This window comes from Georgenia sp. Z2081, from assembly GCF_055326445.1.
On record NZ_JBUZNK010000001.1, the window covers coordinates 579,501 to 595,452 of the forward strand.

17 protein-coding genes are annotated in these 15,952 nt (G+C 67.2%); 13 read left to right on the forward strand and 4 right to left on the reverse strand.

Annotated features, from left to right (window positions below; all coding sequences use genetic code 11):
* Positions 1-41 precede the first annotated feature (41 nt).
* The 3 genes from ACZLKG_RS02715 to ACZLKG_RS02725 are packed head-to-tail and all read right to left on the reverse strand — an operon-like array spanning position 42 to position 2,105.
* Positions 42-437 (reverse strand): hypothetical protein, encoded by a 396-nt coding sequence (locus ACZLKG_RS02715; RefSeq protein WP_463647852.1) that lies wholly within the window; start codon positions 435-437, stop codon positions 42-44.
* The gene (locus tag ACZLKG_RS02720; RefSeq protein ID WP_463647853.1) at positions 424-1,368 is read right to left on the reverse strand and encodes a nitronate monooxygenase; all 945 of its coding nucleotides are present in this window, start codon (positions 1,366-1,368) and stop codon (positions 424-426) included. The genes ACZLKG_RS02715 and ACZLKG_RS02720 overlap by 14 nt, the downstream gene beginning before the upstream one ends.
* Positions 1,365-2,105: a phosphorylase family protein gene (locus tag ACZLKG_RS02725; RefSeq protein WP_463647854.1), complete on the reverse strand. Its 741-nt coding sequence runs from the start codon at positions 2,103-2,105 to the stop codon at positions 1,365-1,367. Before ACZLKG_RS02725 ends, ACZLKG_RS02720 begins: the two co-directional genes overlap by 4 nt.
* A 377-nt stretch (positions 2,106-2,482) precedes the next feature.
* On the opposite strand from ACZLKG_RS02725, the gene ACZLKG_RS02730 reads away from it, so the two are divergent.
* Genes ACZLKG_RS02730 through ACZLKG_RS02745 form a run of 4 tightly spaced genes read left to right on the forward strand, consistent with a single transcriptional unit; the run spans position 2,483 to position 5,925 of the window.
* Positions 2,483-3,265: an ABC transporter ATP-binding protein gene (locus ACZLKG_RS02730; RefSeq protein ID WP_463647855.1), complete on the forward strand. Its 783-nt coding sequence runs from the start codon at positions 2,483-2,485 to the stop codon at positions 3,263-3,265.
* The gene (locus ACZLKG_RS02735; protein WP_463647856.1) at positions 3,262-4,071 is read left to right on the forward strand and encodes an ABC transporter permease; all 810 of its coding nucleotides are present in this window, start codon (positions 3,262-3,264) and stop codon (positions 4,069-4,071) included. The genes ACZLKG_RS02730 and ACZLKG_RS02735 overlap by 4 nt, the downstream gene beginning before the upstream one ends.
* A gap of 26 nt (positions 4,072-4,097) precedes the next feature.
* On the forward strand, positions 4,098-5,156 hold the full coding sequence (locus ACZLKG_RS02740) for an ABC transporter substrate-binding protein (protein WP_463647857.1): 1,059 nt from the start codon (positions 4,098-4,100) through the stop codon (positions 5,154-5,156).
* Complete coding sequence (locus ACZLKG_RS02745; protein WP_463647858.1) at positions 5,149-5,925, forward strand: ABC transporter permease; 777 nt, start codon at positions 5,149-5,151, stop codon at positions 5,923-5,925. Before ACZLKG_RS02740 ends, ACZLKG_RS02745 begins: the two co-directional genes overlap by 8 nt.
* Positions 5,926-6,451: 526 nt before the next feature.
* Here the strand turns inward: ACZLKG_RS02745 and ACZLKG_RS02750 are convergent.
* The gene (locus tag ACZLKG_RS02750; RefSeq protein WP_463647859.1) at positions 6,452-6,724 is read right to left on the reverse strand and encodes a hypothetical protein; all 273 of its coding nucleotides are present in this window, start codon (positions 6,722-6,724) and stop codon (positions 6,452-6,454) included.
* A gap of 781 nt (positions 6,725-7,505) precedes the next feature.
* Between ACZLKG_RS02750 and ACZLKG_RS02755 the strand changes: the two genes are divergently transcribed.
* From ACZLKG_RS02755 to ACZLKG_RS02795, 9 genes are all read left to right on the forward strand, one after another.
* The gene (locus ACZLKG_RS02755) at positions 7,506-8,798 is read left to right on the forward strand and encodes an aromatic ring-hydroxylating oxygenase subunit alpha (RefSeq protein WP_463647860.1); all 1,293 of its coding nucleotides are present in this window, start codon (positions 7,506-7,508) and stop codon (positions 8,796-8,798) included.
* Between the two features lie 33 nt (positions 8,799-8,831).
* The gene (locus ACZLKG_RS02760; RefSeq protein WP_463647861.1) at positions 8,832-9,335 is read left to right on the forward strand and encodes an aromatic-ring-hydroxylating dioxygenase subunit beta; all 504 of its coding nucleotides are present in this window, start codon (positions 8,832-8,834) and stop codon (positions 9,333-9,335) included.
* A gap of 14 nt (positions 9,336-9,349) precedes the next feature.
* Positions 9,350-9,619, forward strand: a complete 270-nt coding sequence (locus tag ACZLKG_RS02765) for a hypothetical protein (RefSeq protein ID WP_463647862.1) — start codon at positions 9,350-9,352, stop codon at positions 9,617-9,619.
* Positions 9,612-10,739 carry an ABC transporter ATP-binding protein gene (locus ACZLKG_RS02770; protein WP_463647863.1) on the forward strand — a complete coding sequence of 376 codons (1,128 nt, stop codon included), beginning with the start codon at positions 9,612-9,614 and terminating at the stop codon, positions 10,737-10,739. The genes ACZLKG_RS02765 and ACZLKG_RS02770 overlap by 8 nt, the downstream gene beginning before the upstream one ends.
* 79 nt (positions 10,740-10,818) lie before the next feature.
* Positions 10,819-11,883 (forward strand): ABC transporter substrate-binding protein, encoded by a 1,065-nt coding sequence (locus tag ACZLKG_RS02775; RefSeq protein WP_463647864.1) that lies wholly within the window; start codon positions 10,819-10,821, stop codon positions 11,881-11,883.
* A 128-nt stretch (positions 11,884-12,011) separates the two neighbouring features.
* A complete protein-coding gene (locus tag ACZLKG_RS02780) occupies positions 12,012-12,932 on the forward strand; it encodes an ABC transporter permease (protein WP_463647865.1) in 921 nt (306 codons plus the stop codon).
* Between the two features lie 3 nt (positions 12,933-12,935).
* Positions 12,936-13,727 carry an ABC transporter permease gene (locus tag ACZLKG_RS02785; protein WP_463647866.1) on the forward strand — a complete coding sequence of 264 codons (792 nt, stop codon included), beginning with the start codon at positions 12,936-12,938 and terminating at the stop codon, positions 13,725-13,727.
* 62 nt (positions 13,728-13,789) lie between these two features.
* Complete coding sequence (locus tag ACZLKG_RS02790; RefSeq protein ID WP_463647867.1) at positions 13,790-14,569, forward strand: creatininase family protein; 780 nt, start codon at positions 13,790-13,792, stop codon at positions 14,567-14,569.
* A gap of 79 nt (positions 14,570-14,648) precedes the next feature.
* On the forward strand, positions 14,649-15,947 hold the full coding sequence (locus ACZLKG_RS02795) for an FAD-binding oxidoreductase (protein ID WP_463647868.1): 1,299 nt from the start codon (positions 14,649-14,651) through the stop codon (positions 15,945-15,947).
* Positions 15,948-15,952 lie beyond the last annotated feature (5 nt).

The window sequence follows — 15,952 nt, forward strand, 5'->3', positions numbered from 1 at the left end:
GAGCACGTTGAGTCTGTCAATAAGGTTCCGGGTTCCGGCAGTCATCGACGCTTGACCTCCTCGATCGTGACCGCGACGTCCGCGCCGATCGTGCAGGCTGCCAGCACGTGGGCGGTCCGCTCGACCGTCGTCCGGAGCGCGGACTGGTTGACGGCGTCGCCGCCGTGCCCGTCAAGGAGTACGACCCGCTGACGCTGCCGAAGGGGAGGGCTGACGTAGATGAGACCTGCTTCGAGGCCCGCCAGGGTGACACGGCACTCGAGGCGTCGTGCGATCGAGTGGGCTACGAGCACGGTGGCCGTCCCACCGGTGACGACGATGTCGTCGATCTCGAGCACGGCATCTGCCGGTAGTTGCGTGATGCACGCGTCCGCGACGCGGTCGACCAGGTCAGGGTCGTGGACGACCTCTGCCAGTGAAAGTTCAGGCTGAGCCACGATGTGCGCCTTTCGTCAGCATTGCTGGAAGCGGAATGTCGGGGACGTCGTCGGCCATCTCAGCGGCGATGACTCCCAGGAGTCGGGGGTCATGGAACGTCGCGGTCCCAACCTGCACCGCACGGGCACCTACGGCCATGTAGTCACGAGCGTCCTTCGAGCTGAAAATACCGCCGCACCCGATCACCGGTATGGAGTTCGCGGCGACCGCGTCGCGGGCGAGCCGGAGGGTGACGGGTCTGATCGCCGCGCCGGACAGGCCGCCGTCGACGTTGCCCAGCGCTGGCTGCCGTGACGGACCCGCGAGCGCGAGCGAGGGAAGGGAGTTGGCGACGGTGACGGCATCGGCTCCGCCTTCTGCCGCAGCATGGACCGACGTGTCGATCGAGGAGACCATGGGCGGGAGCTTGACGAGGAGCGGGAGGTCGGTGATCTCCCGGGCCTCGGCCACGATCTCGCGGACGCGCTCCGGATCGGATCCGATCTCCGGGCCCCCGTCCTCGAGGTTGGGGCACGACACGTTGATCTCAAGTGCCGCGCAGGGGGCGTCCCGCAGCTCGGTGATGACCTGCCGGTACTCCTCCCGGGTGAGCCCTCCGACCGACACGATCACTGGCGGTCCGAGCTCGCGATAACGCGGGAGTGTCTCGCCGAGGAAGTAGCCGGTTCCGCGCGACGGAATTCCGACGCTGTTGAGCATGGCGCCGGGCAGGTCGGACAGTCTGTGCTCGATGTTGCCCGAGCGCTTCGCGGTAAAGACCGTCTTGGTGACGACCGCGCCGAGCCGGGACATGTCGGTCAGTCCGGCGAGCTCGGGCCCGAAGCAGCCCGAGGCCGGCATGACCGGACCGGGGAGGGCAAGGCGTCCGAGACGGACCGCGTCCTCCGGACGGGCGGGTGCGCCGGGCGCCTGACGGTCGAGGGTCGTCATGTGGCTGACCTCGTTGCCAGCGCTGCGGCGGCGCGGCAGGCGACCGTCATCATCGCGAGCTGGCGAGGTTCGTAGTCAGTCACCCACGAGTCATCCACCCGGTTACCGTGCGCGACCAGGATGGCGCCGACGTCGAGCCCCAGGGCGCCACCCACCGCGAGGATCGTCGCAGCCTCCATGTCGATACCGGCAGCGTCGAGCGCGAGGAGCTCGGCGTACCGGCGCTCAGCCATGGCCTCGAGACCCGGCAGCGCGCGCCCCTCTCCCACGTAGTACGAGTCCGCGGAGACGACGGCCACAGGTGTGCCGCCTGACTCGCCCTCCTCGGAGAGCGCAGTGCGCAGCGCATCCACCACGGTCGGCGTGGCATGGACGATCGGATCAGCCTCGTACGCACGTGCCGTGCCGGAGGCGGCGGTGTGTGCGTCGTCGACGACGACGATCTCCCCCGCCGCCACGTCCGTCGTGGTGGAACCCATACCACCAGTACGGATCACGGTCCGCACCCCGAGCCGGGCGAGCTCCGCCACAGCGATCTCGGCGGAGGGCCCGCCGATGCCGGTCGAGCAGACGGCGATCGTCACGCCCGCGTACGAGCCGCGCGCAAGGACGAACTCGCGGCGGCGGCCGAGGACAGCAAAGTCATCCATCACGCGTGAGTACAGCTCCACCCGGTCGGGATCGCCGGGAGTCAGGCACACCTGGGGGAGCGGTCCGTGCTGGGTCTGCCAGGGCACGTGCGGTGGCTCGTTCCCGAGCCACGGATCGCTGGCGGTCTGCAATGGAAGTCTCCCTCTGACGTGCTCGGGTACGTACGGGGCAGGTCCGCTCCAACGCTGTACCCACCGTGCCGGAACGTATCTCGCTGACCGGCGGATGCCACGGCCACGGGTTGAGGTTTTCGCGAGACGGAAGACTTTGGATCGGCGCTTCCGCTTCATAGACCCGGATTGACCGACCAGAACTCGCGCTCCTAACGTCCTGGAAATCCAGCCGATGACATCGGCGGCGACAGATCAGACGTGGAGAAGGCGACGACGGTGTGCCATGCGGTGCGCCGGTCGCCGACCCTTCGCTGGATCACCGAGAGGTAGCTGTGCTTGAGACGTCAGACGTGAACGGGCCGCAGGCTCATGGCAGTTCGGACAAGACGCTCGTCGGGATCGACAGCGTCTTCAAGACGTATCGTCCCCGCGGAGCCGAGCCCGTCGTCGCCCTGTCGAACGTCAACGTGGACATCCACGACAACGAGATCGTGTCGCTGATCGGACCGTCCGGCTGTGGCAAGTCGACGCTGCTGCGCATCATCGCGGGCCTGGACAAGGACTACGACGGCAACCTCAGCTGGAGCCGGCAACCGCGTCCTGGAAAGGACATCGGCTTCGTCTTTCAGGAACCTGCGCTCCTACCTTGGCGGACCGTGCGCCGCAACGTCGCCATCGGTCTCGAGGTGCAGGGCACCAGCGCGGCGGAGCAACAAGAGCGTGTGGACTATCTGCTCGGTCTCGTCGGCCTCCAGGACTTTGCCGGGTCCTTCCCTCGCCAGCTATCAGGCGGAATGCGCCAGAGGGTCGCGATCATCCGCGCGCTCGCCTACGACCCTCAGATCCTGCTCATGGACGAACCGTTCGGGGCGCTGGACGCGATCACCCGAGACAAGTTGCACGACGACCTGCTTCGCATCTGGGAAGAGACGAAGAAGACCATCGTGATCGTGACCCACGCCGTCGACGAGGCCACCTATCTCTCCTCCCGAGTGGTGGTGATGAGCCCACGTCCGGGCCGCATCCGCTCGGTGCACACGGTGCCGATCAAGCGCGAGAACAGGGATGCATCGGCGCGTCAGACGGCTGAGTTCGCCGAGTTCACCGGCATGCTGCGGAGCGAGCTCGAATGACGACCAAGGTTGTGGCGGAGGTCGCCGCAGAGGCCCCCACCCTCAAGAGAGGCACCCCCTGGTGGCGCCGCACGGGGGCGATCGTCGCCTACGTGGCGGTTGCGCTGCTGGTGTGGGAGGCGTACGTCCGGATCGCCGACGTACCGGTGTACATGCTTCCCGGCCCGGCGGCTGTCTTTCGGGAGCTCGCGACGATCGCCACGAACGGCGAGCTCTGGCCGAATCTTGCCTACACGGTGCGAAACATTGTCATCGGGTTCGTCTCCGGCATCCTCATCGGCGTCGCACTGGGGTGGCTGCTGCACTCCTCGAAGTGGGTGCGGCGGATCCTCAATCCCTACATAGTCGTGCTCCAGGCGGCGCCCAAGATCGCCATCGCACCCTTGCTGGTGCTGTGGTTCGGCCTCGGACTCTCCTCACAGATGACGCTCATCGTCCTGTTGGCGTTCTTCCCCATGATGATGGCGATGATGCTGGGGCTGTCCTCCATCTCCGACGATGTGCGATCGCTCGGCCAGCTCCTCGATCTCAACCGCTGGCAGTACTTCCGGATGATCCAGATCCCCGGCGCGATGCCCTCCCTGCTCGCGGGCGCCAAGATCGCCATCGTCGACGCAATGACGGGCGCGTTCCTCGCCGAGTACATCTCTGCGCAGAGGGGGCTCGGATACCTCATGGTCCTCGGCAACACGACCTACAACACCCCGCTGCTCATGGCAGCAATTCTCCTCACGGTCACGGTGGGTCTCCTCGGATACAGCCTCGTGGCGGCAACTGAATCGCGCCTCCTCCGGTGGCGTGGCTAGAAGCAACTGGCAAGAAGGGAACGTCAATGTCAACGTCTCGAAAGTGGGCCGCGGCTCCTGTGGTCACGGCACTCGCCCTCACCCTGGTGGCGTGCAACCCGGCGAGCTCGGGCAATACCGACACGGACCCGGACGCCGGGGCAGACGACGGCGGCGGCTCAGGCGAGCTCACCGATGTCGTCATCCAGATCGACGGATCAGCGGTGCCCTACTACGCCCCGCTCTACGTCGCGCAGGAGGAGGGGTACTTCGCAGACGAGGGCCTCAACGTCGAATTCACCTACGCTCAGGGCTCCGCCATCATGCAGAACGTGGCCGCCGGCAACGTCGACTTTGGTTTCCCCAACGGTGACTCGGTCATCAATGGTTACGGCAACGGCGTCGAGGTCGACGTCGTCCACACCACCTACCAGCAGGGGATCGGTGCACTCCTCTTCTCCGAGGAGTCCAGTATCGAGTCCCCGGCAGACCTCGAGGGCCTGACCGTCGGCGTGACCGACCTCGGATCTCCGAACTACGCACAGCTCCAGGCGATGTTGCAGGCCGAGGGACTCACGGTCGACGACGTCGACGTGCAGGTCGTCGGCACGGGTGCCATCGTCCAGTCGCTGGTGAACGGCGACGTCGACGCCATCATCTTCTCCCGGTTGCGGTACTTCACTCTTCAGGAGCAGGGCTTTCCCGTGGAGCAAATCCTCTCCGACGAGTATCTGCCGTCCTTCGGGAACGTCGTCGTGACGAGCCCGGACACCGTCGAGAACGACTCCGAGGTGGTCGAAGGCTTTACCGATGCCCTCGACCAGGGAATCCAGTACACGATCGACAACACTGCCGACGCGGTCAGTCTGTCGATCGAGAACTACGCCGACACCTTCGCAGGCCAGGAGGAGTCGATCACGCAGGTAATGAACGAGGTCTTCATCCCGGACCTGTGGCAGTCGGAGTTCACCGTCGAGCAGGGCTTCGGCTTCGGCGACATAGACCGTTGGCAGGACGCGATCGACGCTCAGGTCGAGGCCGAGATCATCCCGGAGTCCTTCCCTGCGGACGAGATGGTGGTCAACCGCGAGGACACCGATGACTAACAGTGCCGTACAGCGGGAGCGCACCATCTCAGTCGGGGTCGGTGCGCTCTCGCTGGCTGCAGGATTCTCGGCGTGGTGGGCCCTCGCCGTGTTCTCGGAGATCCCCTCGTACGTCTTGCCGTCACCGGGTGATGTCTGGCAGGTAGGAACCCAGCTGTGGTCGACCGGCAGTCTGCAGACGCACACGCTCCAGACGCTCATGGAGATCGGCCAGGGAGCGATCATCGGCGTCAGCGCCGGAATCGTCCTGGCGATCCTGTTCATCCGGATTCCACTCGTCGAGCGGCTGCTCACTCCGATCGTCGTCGTCCTGCAGGTCACGCCGAAGATCTCGATCGCGCCACTGATCGTGCTGTGGCTCGGACTGGGGATCGGTTCCAAGATCGCGCTGGTTGCGCTCGTGACGTTCTACCCCGTGCTCATCAACCTCGTGTCCAGGCTCCAGGGGATGCCATCCACGTATGGCGACCTGGCCAAAGTGCTGAACATGAGCACGGCGAAGAAGGCGCTTAAGATCGACTTCCCGTACGCCATGCCCGCGTTGATGACCGGCCTCAAGCTGGGCGCGCTGCAGGCCGTCACGGCGGCGGTCATCGGTGAGTACATCGGAGCAACGGCCGGACTCGGTTTCCTGCAGAAGCAGGCGCAGGACAACGACCAGGTCTCGGTCGTGATCCTTGCCCTCCTCCTTCTGAGCCTGCTCGGCTGGGCCCTTTACTCCATCGTTGCGTTCATCGAATCGCGCACACAGCGCAAGTTCGGCGACTAGTAGGCGGTCACGCTGCACCGGCGCGGTGGTGAACGGCGCGGGGCAGGCAGCCTGCGACGGCGGGTTCCTCGTTTCGCTCGAACGCCGCCACTCCGCGTCGTCAGCTCGAGGAGGACGTCACGACGACCAGCTTCGCAGCCGCCAGCTGGATCTCCTTCGGGCCGGCGCCACCGACGGCCCCGCCGAACTCCCGGCATGGTTCGGCACCCGCATGGTGTGAGTACTCGGTTCGTCGCGAGACCACGGCGCCGAGCGGCTGACGAGCGTGGGGGAGGAGCGCAACGCGCCGGGCGCGGCTCCGGTGAGCTGACGGTCCAGGGCGTGGCTGACGACATCGACGTCCGGTCGCGCTGGACATCGGCGTTGCCGTGGGTGGCGGATCGGTCATCAACCGCCACTCTTGCCCCACCCCTTGACGCAGACAGATGTACAGGCTTCGGCCAGCGCCGGTAGGTTGGACCGTGCGTCGAGCCACCCGGTCGTATACGTGACGAAGAATTGCCTCGACCTCCACCGCGCTTTTCGTTCAGATCGAGGATTGTTCCGAGGGGTGCGCGTCGGGCATGCGGCCGATCGAGCCGATCGATGCTCCGCGCTTGCGCAACGCACCCATGATCGGATCGCCGTCGAGCGGGTCCAAGACTAGGGCGCGATCCACCGGTAGGGGTGCGACCCATGCTTCCTGAAGTTCGGGTGGCACTAGAGCGAGGACGTACCGTGCCCCGAGTGCCGCGCGCGACTCGGCGTTGGCTGCGAGCATGCAGTAATCCAACGGTCCCCAGAAGGTCGTGTTGGCCATGGGAAGGACCCCGGTTCGGCGGGACCTGAGTGCCAGCGTGGCCGCACACGGCATGAATCCGAGCTCTTTGGGATCTCATGGATCCGGCGTCGCCTCGATGCGTCGTCACGACCGCGGCCGCTGAGCGTGTTGGACTCCGTGGTCCATGAAACACCGGGCAGCTCGGCGATGTCACGCAGCCTCACACGTGGTGGACCGCTCGTCGGCCTGGTGTGGCATTGGGCACGGCGTCAGTACCCGCAACGATGGCGCCCGAGACCGCACGTGCTCAGTCGTGGACCGGGAGACGTGACCGTGGGGGTGCTCCGCGACCTGACCCGCTCATGGCCATGGGCATGCTGGCCTTGGTGGTGCGCTGTTGACGAGCAGCGTCGGGACCTGCCCGCGAAGGTTCCCGGCGAGTGGTAGTTGCCTACCCCGCTTCGATCTCCGCGGGCTGCGCTCGGTTCGGAGAGCAGAGGTTCAGGGAAAGTTGAGACTGTATTGGCAAGCTCGGCGTGCTGCCAGCATTGAGCGCTATCGACAGGTTAGGTAACCCTATCCTCAGAGCAACTGATTTACGGCACTCGCGTATGATGTTTCCCGGCCAGTGGGAACTCGCTTTGACACCACTGACGGGGGCGAGCAGTATCTATGCAACGCCGAGCGCAACCGAAATGTAGGAGTGACGCAGAAGTCGCTCCGACCTGGTCAGCGTGTAGCCGACCGTCATTGATTACTCCGCGCAGTGCTGTCGCGACGTCGCGGCGGTGCTCGCTTGATCCGTGAAGGAAGCGAACCAGTGACCCAGCAACAGGACATCGCCGAGGAGGCCGGGACGCGCGCATACGTCGTCGACGAGCCGAATCGATTCAGTGTGCACCGCGACGTCTACACCGACCCGATGGTGTTCAACCACGAGTTGACCTACATCTTCCATCGCCAGTGGATATATGTGGGTCACACCTCGGAGATTCCGGAGAAGGGTGACTACGTCGTCCGGTCGGTTGGAACGCAGCCTCTCATCGTGAGCAGGGATCAGGAGGGGAAGATTCACGTCCTGCACAACCGCTGCTCGCACCGTGGTGCAGCTGTCTGTCGTGCTGAACGCGGAAACTCCAACTTCTTCCGCTGCTTCTACCACAACTGGATCTACGACAATGCTGGGAAGTTCGTCGGTCTCTCCCAAGCGTCCGGCTACGGTCCAGACTTCGACCGCAGCGACCTCTCGCTCGCTGCCCTTCCGAACGTCGAGGAATACCGCGGACTGATCTTCGCCAGCATGGCGCAGGAGATCGAGCCGCTCGAAGAACGCTTGGCTGAGGTCAAGGACTACATCGACATGTGGATCGACCGCGCGCCTGAACGAACCATCACCGTCGTCACCCGCCCCGAGCGTTATGACTACCCGGCGAACTGGAAGTTCCAGGCCGAGAACGGCGTCGACGGCTACCACGGGAACTTCGTCCACGAGTCCTACGCGCAGATTATCGAGCGGTCCGGCGGCGCCACCGTTGACGAGATCCGCACCTCGCGCAACCGCGTCGGCATCGACAACTACGCCAAGGGGTTCAGCTCCGGCGATGCGTTGCTCGAGCGGACGGGCACGATGCTCGGCGCCTTCGACACCTCCGACCAGCAGGACTACGCGGACAAGCTCAACGAGATCCACGGTGAGGAGCGAGCCGCCCGCATCAACATGATGCGCAACATCTTCGTCTTCCCGAACCTGTACCTGTTCGAGTCCCATCTGCGCATCCTGCGGCCCACGGCCCACAACCACACCGTGGCGGAGAACTTCTTCGTCAACCTCGACGGGCTGCCCGACGAGATCAACACCGCACGGCTGCGCGAGCACGAGCGCTTCTTCGGCACGGCCGGCTTCGGCGCGGCCGACGACGTCGAGGTCTTCGTCTACAACCAGACCGGCCTGCAGTCGCACGGCAAGGACTGGGTGGACCTGTCCCGCGGCCTGCACCGGGAGGTCACCGGGCCCGGCGGCGAACGCATCGGCCACTCCAGCGACGAGCAGCCTCAGCGCGCCCTGTACCGGCGCTGGAACCAGCTCATCTCGAACGGCCTAGCACGTCGGTGACGGCGCGACGAAGAACCAGGAGCTGACCCGGACATGACCATGCAGACCACTTTCGACGTCACCGAGTTCCTCGCCGCCGAGGCCGCCTGCCTCGACAGTCGCGAGTTCAGGCGCTGGCTGACGTTCTACAGCGACGAGACCCTGTACTGGGTGGCGGGATGGAGCGACGACCCGGACGCCGGGATCGCCATCATCTACGACGACCGCGAGCGGATGGAGGAGCGTGTCTTCCGCCTGCTCGACACCTCGGCGTACGCGCAGATGCCGCCCTCGCGCACGGTGCACACCCTCGGCGTCGTCTCCCACGTGACCGAGGACGAGGGCTCGGGGACGATCACCGCCCAGGGCACGATGATCGTCGCGGAGATGCGACCCGGAGACCTGTCCCAGGTGGGGCTCGCGCAGCAGCGAGCCATCCACGGGCGGTACGAGGTCGAGCTGCGGCGCGGGGGCGAGAACGGCTTCCAGATCACGAAGAAGATCATCCGGCTCCTCGACCGGGAGCAGCCCATCTACAACCTCACGTTCATCCTCTAGGCCGGGAGCTGCACATGTCGATGCCCGGTGCCAGGTACCAGCTCAGGAGCGAGTTCGCGATGGTCGAGCTCGAGATCAAGGAAGTCCCGATTCGTGCCCGCGACGAGAACGACCGGTACAGCGTGACCATCACGGACCTGGAGACGAACGACTCCATCACCCTCGACGTCCTCGAGCTCGAGAGCCTCACGCGGATGAAGCACGAGGACTTCGGCCCGATGATCGTCGACCACTACCCGACGCCGGAGGGCGCCGACGACTGGACGGGACCCGAGTATGAGTAAGCTCCTGGCCCCGCCCGAGCCGGACGTCACCAGCGAGGACACCGAGCGCGACGTGGTGATCGACCAGGTCACCAAGTCGTTCGGGGACATCGTGGCCCTCGAGGGGATCGACCTCTCGATCAGGCGCGGCGAGTTCGTCACCCTGCTCGGCCCGAGTGGGTGCGGCAAGACGACGCTCCTGCGCATCATCGCCGGGCTGGAGACCCTCGATTCGGGCCACGTGTACCTGGCCGGCAAAGAGATGTCGCGCGTCCCGCCGCACCGCCGTCCGGTGTCCCTCGTGTTCCAGAACCTGGCCCTGTTCCCCCACCTGACCGTCGAGGAGAACATCGCGTTCCCCCTACGGATGGCGAAGACTCCCAAGTCGGAGATCCCGGCACGGGTGGCGGAGTACCTCAGTCTCGTCCAGCTCGAGGACCACGAGACGCGTGCCGTCTCGGAGCTCTCCGGCGGCCAGAGGCAGAGGGTCGCGCTGGCCCGCGCGCTGGCGCACCGGCCGGCGGTGCTGCTCCTCGATGAACCGCTCTCGGCGCTCGACGAGAAGCTCCGCAAGGCCATGCAGGTCGAGCTGAAGAACTTCCAGCGTCAGATGGGCACGACGTTCGTCTACGTCACTCATGACCAGGAGGAGGCCCTGGTGATGAGCGACCGGATCGCCGTGTTCAGCAAGGGCCACGTCGAGCAGTTCGGTGGCCCGCTCGAGATCTACAACCACCCGACCACTGCCTTCGTGGCGGACTTCATCGGGGAGACGAACCTCTTCGGGTGCAGCGTGGTCCGAGACGGCGCCGACTGGGTCCTCGACGCCGGCTTTACCCGGTTCCCCGTCGCCGAGCCGGTCCGCACGGGCAACGAACTGGTCGCCTCGCTGCGCCCGGAGCACATTGGCGTGGTTCGGGCTTCCGAACTACAGGGGGAGGAGGAGGTCGCCGTCGAGGCTGACGTCGTCGACGTCCTCTTCTACGGGTCCGACGTCAAGGTGGCCGTCGAGGTCGCGGGTGGCCAGCGGATCCTCTCGCGCGTGCCCGTGAACTCGTTCGGCAAGCGGCTCGTCCCCGGAGAGCGCGTCCGGATCTCGTGGCGCGCCGAGACCGTCGCCGTCGTCGACAGCGACAACTGACAACAGCTCCACATCTATCGAGAACTCGGAGAAGGACATGAACGCTCGAGTACATCGTGGTACTTCATACGGCGTGGTGATGGCGGCAGCCGCCCTGGTCCTCGCGGCCTGCGGGGGCGGCGCGGAGGCCGAGGGCGACGGCGACGGCAACGGGGAGGTCTCGGGCCAGCTCGCGGTCGCGGTCTACGGCGGACCGACCGCGGAGACCTGGAACGACACGTTCGGCACCGGGTTCAGCGAGGCGTACCCGGACGTCGACCTCAGCATCTCCGGCGTCCCTAACCCCTCCAGCCTCCTGCACACGCAGGAGGGTGACGTGCAGTTCGACCTCATCCTGGGCACCGCGTCCGACGTCGCCCAGCTCGCGGACTCGGGCGACGACCTCTACACGGTCGTCGACCCGGCGGACCTCGAACGCTCGGACCAGGTCTTCGACGAGCTGATCCACGAGAGCGACGGCGGCTGGACCGCGGTGCCGGTGGCATTGACCTACTACGGCATCGTTTTCAACACCGAGGTCCACGAGGCTTCCTCGATCCAGTCGTGGGCGGACCTGGCGAACCCGGAGTTCGAGGGGCGCTACCTGATGAACGGCCCGTCGTTCTTCTCCACGACGGACCTGCCGATGTTCTCCCTGGCCAACGGTGGCTCCGACACCGACCTCGACCTGGGCATGGAGCTCCTTGAGGAGACGCTGCCCAACGTCCGCGGCGTCGTCACCGACCTCGCCAACGCGGCCGCCCAGATGGAGAGCCAGGCCGCGACCGTCTCGCCGTTCTTCTTCTCGCAGTACTCCCAGCTCCTGGACTCCGACGTCCCCGTGGAGATGGTGCTGCCCGAGGAGGGCGGCTACGCCAGCCCGCTGTATCTCGTCATGAGCCCCGACGCGGCCAACGAGGAGGCCGCGCTGGCCTTCCTCGACACCGTCCTCAGCGAGGACCTGCAGGTCGAGGTGCAGGAGCCGTCGGCCTACGTGCCGGTCGTGCAGGATGCCGGCCTCATCGACAAGCTCCAGGAGCGCTCAGGGTTCGAGTCGCCCCAGGACATCATCGACAACCTGGTCTTCCCCGACTACGGCTACCTCGCCGAGCACCGTGACGAGTACACCAGCCGGATCGAGGACCTGCTCGCCACGACCTCCTGAGGCCCTCGCACGCCGCCGGGGTGGGCAGACGCCCCGGGCCGCGCGTCAGGTCGTGAGACCGAGCCGCGCCGCACCGCCCCCTCTGCCACGGGACGGTGCGGCGAACATCAGACGATGAGGAGTAGACGATGGCGTCAGGCGTGACCGAACGGCCACGGGTGGTCGAGCCGCGCATCGAACCCGACCTGCGCACCTCGACGAGGTTCGAGGAGTTCCTGCGGCACCGGGGCTGGATCATCCTCGCCCTGCCCGCGTTCCTGTTCCTCGCGATCGTGTTCGTCATCGGGTTCGTCGGCCTGGTCTCCACCAGCCTGCAGCCCGCCGACGACGGGTCGCGGTTCGGCGTCTACCTCGACCTGTTCCGGAGCCCGGCCTTCCAGGACGCGCTGTGGCGCACCCTGCGGCTGTCGTTCCTCACGGTCATAATCTCGCTGCTCATCTCGTACCCGATCGCGTACTTCATCGCCCGCAGTCCCGAGTCCAAGCGGGACAAGCTGCTGCTGCTCGTCGTGGTGCCGTGGCTCTCGAGCATCGTCGTGCGCAGCTTCGGCTGGCAGATCATCCTCGGCGACCGGGGCCCGATCAACCAGCTGCTCATGTTCTTCGGAATCGTCGACGATCCCGTCCTGCTCGTGCAGAACGAGTTCGGCATCCTCGTCGGGCTCGTGCACGTGCTCTCGCCGTTCATGATCTTCACGCTGCTCACGGTCCTCGTGGGCATCGACGTGCGGCTCGAGGAGGCGGCCACGCTCCTCGGTGCCGGCCCGTGGCGGACGTTCACCCAGGTGGTCTTCCCGCTCAGCCGGCGCGGCGTCGCCACCGGCTGCGTGCTCGTCTTCCTCATGTCCAACGCCGTCGTGGTCACCCCTCTCATGCTCGGGGGAGTCAGGAGCCAGACCGTCGCCACGATGATGTACTCCCAGCTGCTCGAGCTCTACAACTTCCAGCGGGGCGCCGCCCTGGCGTTCGTCCTCGTCGTCCTCGTCGTCCCGCCGACCCTGCTCATGACCTGGTGGGGTCAGCGGGGACCGAGCAGGAAGGGGCGTTGACCCGTGCTGTACAAGTCCCGGCTGCTGCGCATCGCCGTCGTCCTCATCTTCGTCTTCATGCTCGCGCCGCTCGTCATCGTCGTGGCGGCGTCCGTCAACTCCTCCGGCGTGCTGTCCTTCCCGCCGAAGGGGTTTTCTCTCCAGTGGTACGGGGCGATCCTGGAGGACGACCGCTGGGTGAGCTCGGCGATCACGAGCGTCCAGCTCGCGCTCGCGACGACGCTCGCCAGCGTGGCCCTGTCGTTCGCCGCGGGACTGAGCATCACGTGGTGGCGCTGGAAGGGGTCCGGCGCGTACGGCTTCTTCCTCATCCTCCCGCTCATCTTCCCGTTCACCGCCACGGGCGTGGCCATGGTGCTGGTCTTCCGGGAGTGGGGACTGCTGGGATCGTTCACCGGCTTCCTGCTCGCGCACATCGTCATCACCATGCCGTTCGCCTTCCGCGCGGTCCTCATGAGCCTCGAGGAGCTCGACCGCAGCTACTTCGAGGCGGGCATGATGCTCGGCGCGGGGCCGGTGGTCTCCTTCTTCCGGATCGTCATGCCGCTCCTCGTCCCGGGAATAGCCGCGGGAGCCGTCTTCGCGTTCCTGCTCTCGTTCGACGAGGCGACGGTCAGCCTGCTGCTCGTCGGCCCGTTCATCAGCACGCTGCCGGTGGAGCTGTACGGGCAGGCGGCGGAGAGCGCCAGCCCGGTGGTCGCCGCCGTCGCCACGCTGCAGATCCTTGCCGTGCTCGTGATCGTCTTCGTCGTCCGCAAGCTCTTCGGGCTGCGCGTCTTCACGAACTCGTACTGACCACGACGGGGCGCGACGCCGGCTCCGGCCCCGCGCCCCGGCCATCGACGAAAGGGGAACCGGTGGGATCCATCGAGCTCGCCGACCTGGCGGCCGGGCCCGAGGCCGAGCGACTGGCCTCGCGCGCCCTGTTCGTGCTGCCCGTCTCCGCCTGCGAGCAGCACGGCCCCCACCTGCCGGCGGGCACCGACGCCGCCATCCTCGACGGACTCAAGGACCGCGTCGTCGCCCGGCTCGCCGACGACGTCGACGTGGTTTGGCTCCCGCACCTGCGCTACGGGAGCTCCGAGGAGCACGTGGGGCTGCCGGGCACGGTCAGCCTGCGTCCCGAGACGTTCCTTGCGGTGGTCGACGACCTGTGCCGGTCGCTCGCAGCCGGCGGCGCGCGATCCGTGGTCCTGTTCAACGGCCACGGCGGGAACGCCCCGCTCCTGCAGGTCGCCGCACGGCAGGCACGCCTGCGCCACGACCTGCGCGTGTCGATCGTCCGCCCGCTCGCCGGTCTGCCGGGCACCGCGGGCGGAGTGCTCGACATGCACGCGGGGTGCGGGGAGACGTCCGTGATGCTCCACCTGGCGCCGCACGCGGTCAGGAACGAGCTGGTGCCGGACGCCGGCGCCATGGCGGCGGCACGCACCTCGCTCGCCACGCGGCTCGGGGCCGGGGGCGGGCCGCAGGTGGGGTGGCGGACGACGGACCTGTCGTCCAACGGAGTGATCGGCCTGCCGCACCTGGCGTCGGCCGAGCAGGGTGAGCAGCTCGTGGCGTCGATCGTGGAACGCGTCGTCGGCGAGCTGGAGGCGGCAACGAGCATGGACGGGACGGATTCGGATGAGGAATGAATCGATGCACGACGACGCCCCGACGACGGGGCCTGCGTTGACCACGGGCCCCGCGCGGGCGGTGGGTACCGCGTCGACGATGATCGACGACGGTCGCAGCGAGCTCGTGGCCGAGCTCGCCCGGGTGCTGCCCGAGGGTGACCTGTCGGTCGAGCCCGACGTGCGGGAGCGCTCCTCGCGCGATCGGTACGACCTCTCACCCGTCCTGCGCGAGACCATGCCAGGAACGCTGGCCGACGTCGTCGTCTGGCCCCGCGACACCCACACCGTCGAACGGATCCTCGAGATCGCCTACGCGAGACGGGTCCCCGTGACCACCCGAGGCAAGGGCACCGGCAACTACGGGCAGGCTGTCCCGTTCGAGCACGGCATCGTCATCGACACCAGCAGGATGAGCGGTGTCAGCGAGGTCGGGGACGGCTGGCTGCACGCCAAGGCCGGCACGCGCATCCTCCAGCTGGAGCGGGCCGCCCACCGGGAGGGCCAGGAGCTCGCGCTCATGCCGTCCACCGTCGGGAGCACGATCGGCGGCTTCCTCGGCGGCGGCTCCGGCGGCGCCGGCTCCATCGAGCACGGGTGGATCTGGGACGGATTCGCCCAGGAGGTCACGGTCGTGCCGTGCGTGGCGAGCCCGGAGGCGTTCGTCTCGCCCACGCTCGAGAACCGGCCCTTCCTGCACGCCTACGGCACCACGGGCGTCATCACGGAGGCCCGCGTCCGCCTCGTCCCGGCGCAGCAGCGCCGCGGCGTCTTCGCCGAGTTCGAGACCCTCGAGGCCGCCGCCGCGGCCGGCGCGGAGATCATGGCGGGCCGTGTCAAGCCGCGCTTGCTCAGCATCGACAGCCCCGAGGTCGGCCGGGTGCTCGCCGAGACGAACGACCTGATCTCGCCGGACGGCGTCAACATGCGGGTGCTCATCGGGGCGGACGCCGTGCCGGACGCGACCCGGCACGTCGAGACCCACGGCGGCCGGGTGACCGCCGTCGAGGAGGGCGTGGACGGCATGCTCGTCTCGCTGGGCTTCAACCACGTCACCGAACGCGTGCTGGCGACCGTGCCGGACTACTGCCACCTGCAGGCCTCCGGCGACGGGCTCGTCGCGGCGAAGGAGCGCCTGCGCGAGGAGATCCCCGGCCTGTTCGTCCACCTCGACGGCTTCCACCTGCGCGGGCGCCCGGCGTTCGTCAGCATCCTCTTCCACCCCTTCCACGGCGTGGAGGACATCACGCGGTCCAAGGCGTTGCTCGCCGACGTCGACGTCCGCGTCAACGACCCGCACACCTGGGGGATCCACCGCGACGTCGACCTCTACCGCCAGGCCGCCGAACAGTATGACCCGCTCGGCCTGCTCAACCCGGGCAAGCTCCCGAAGGAGTGAGCGGG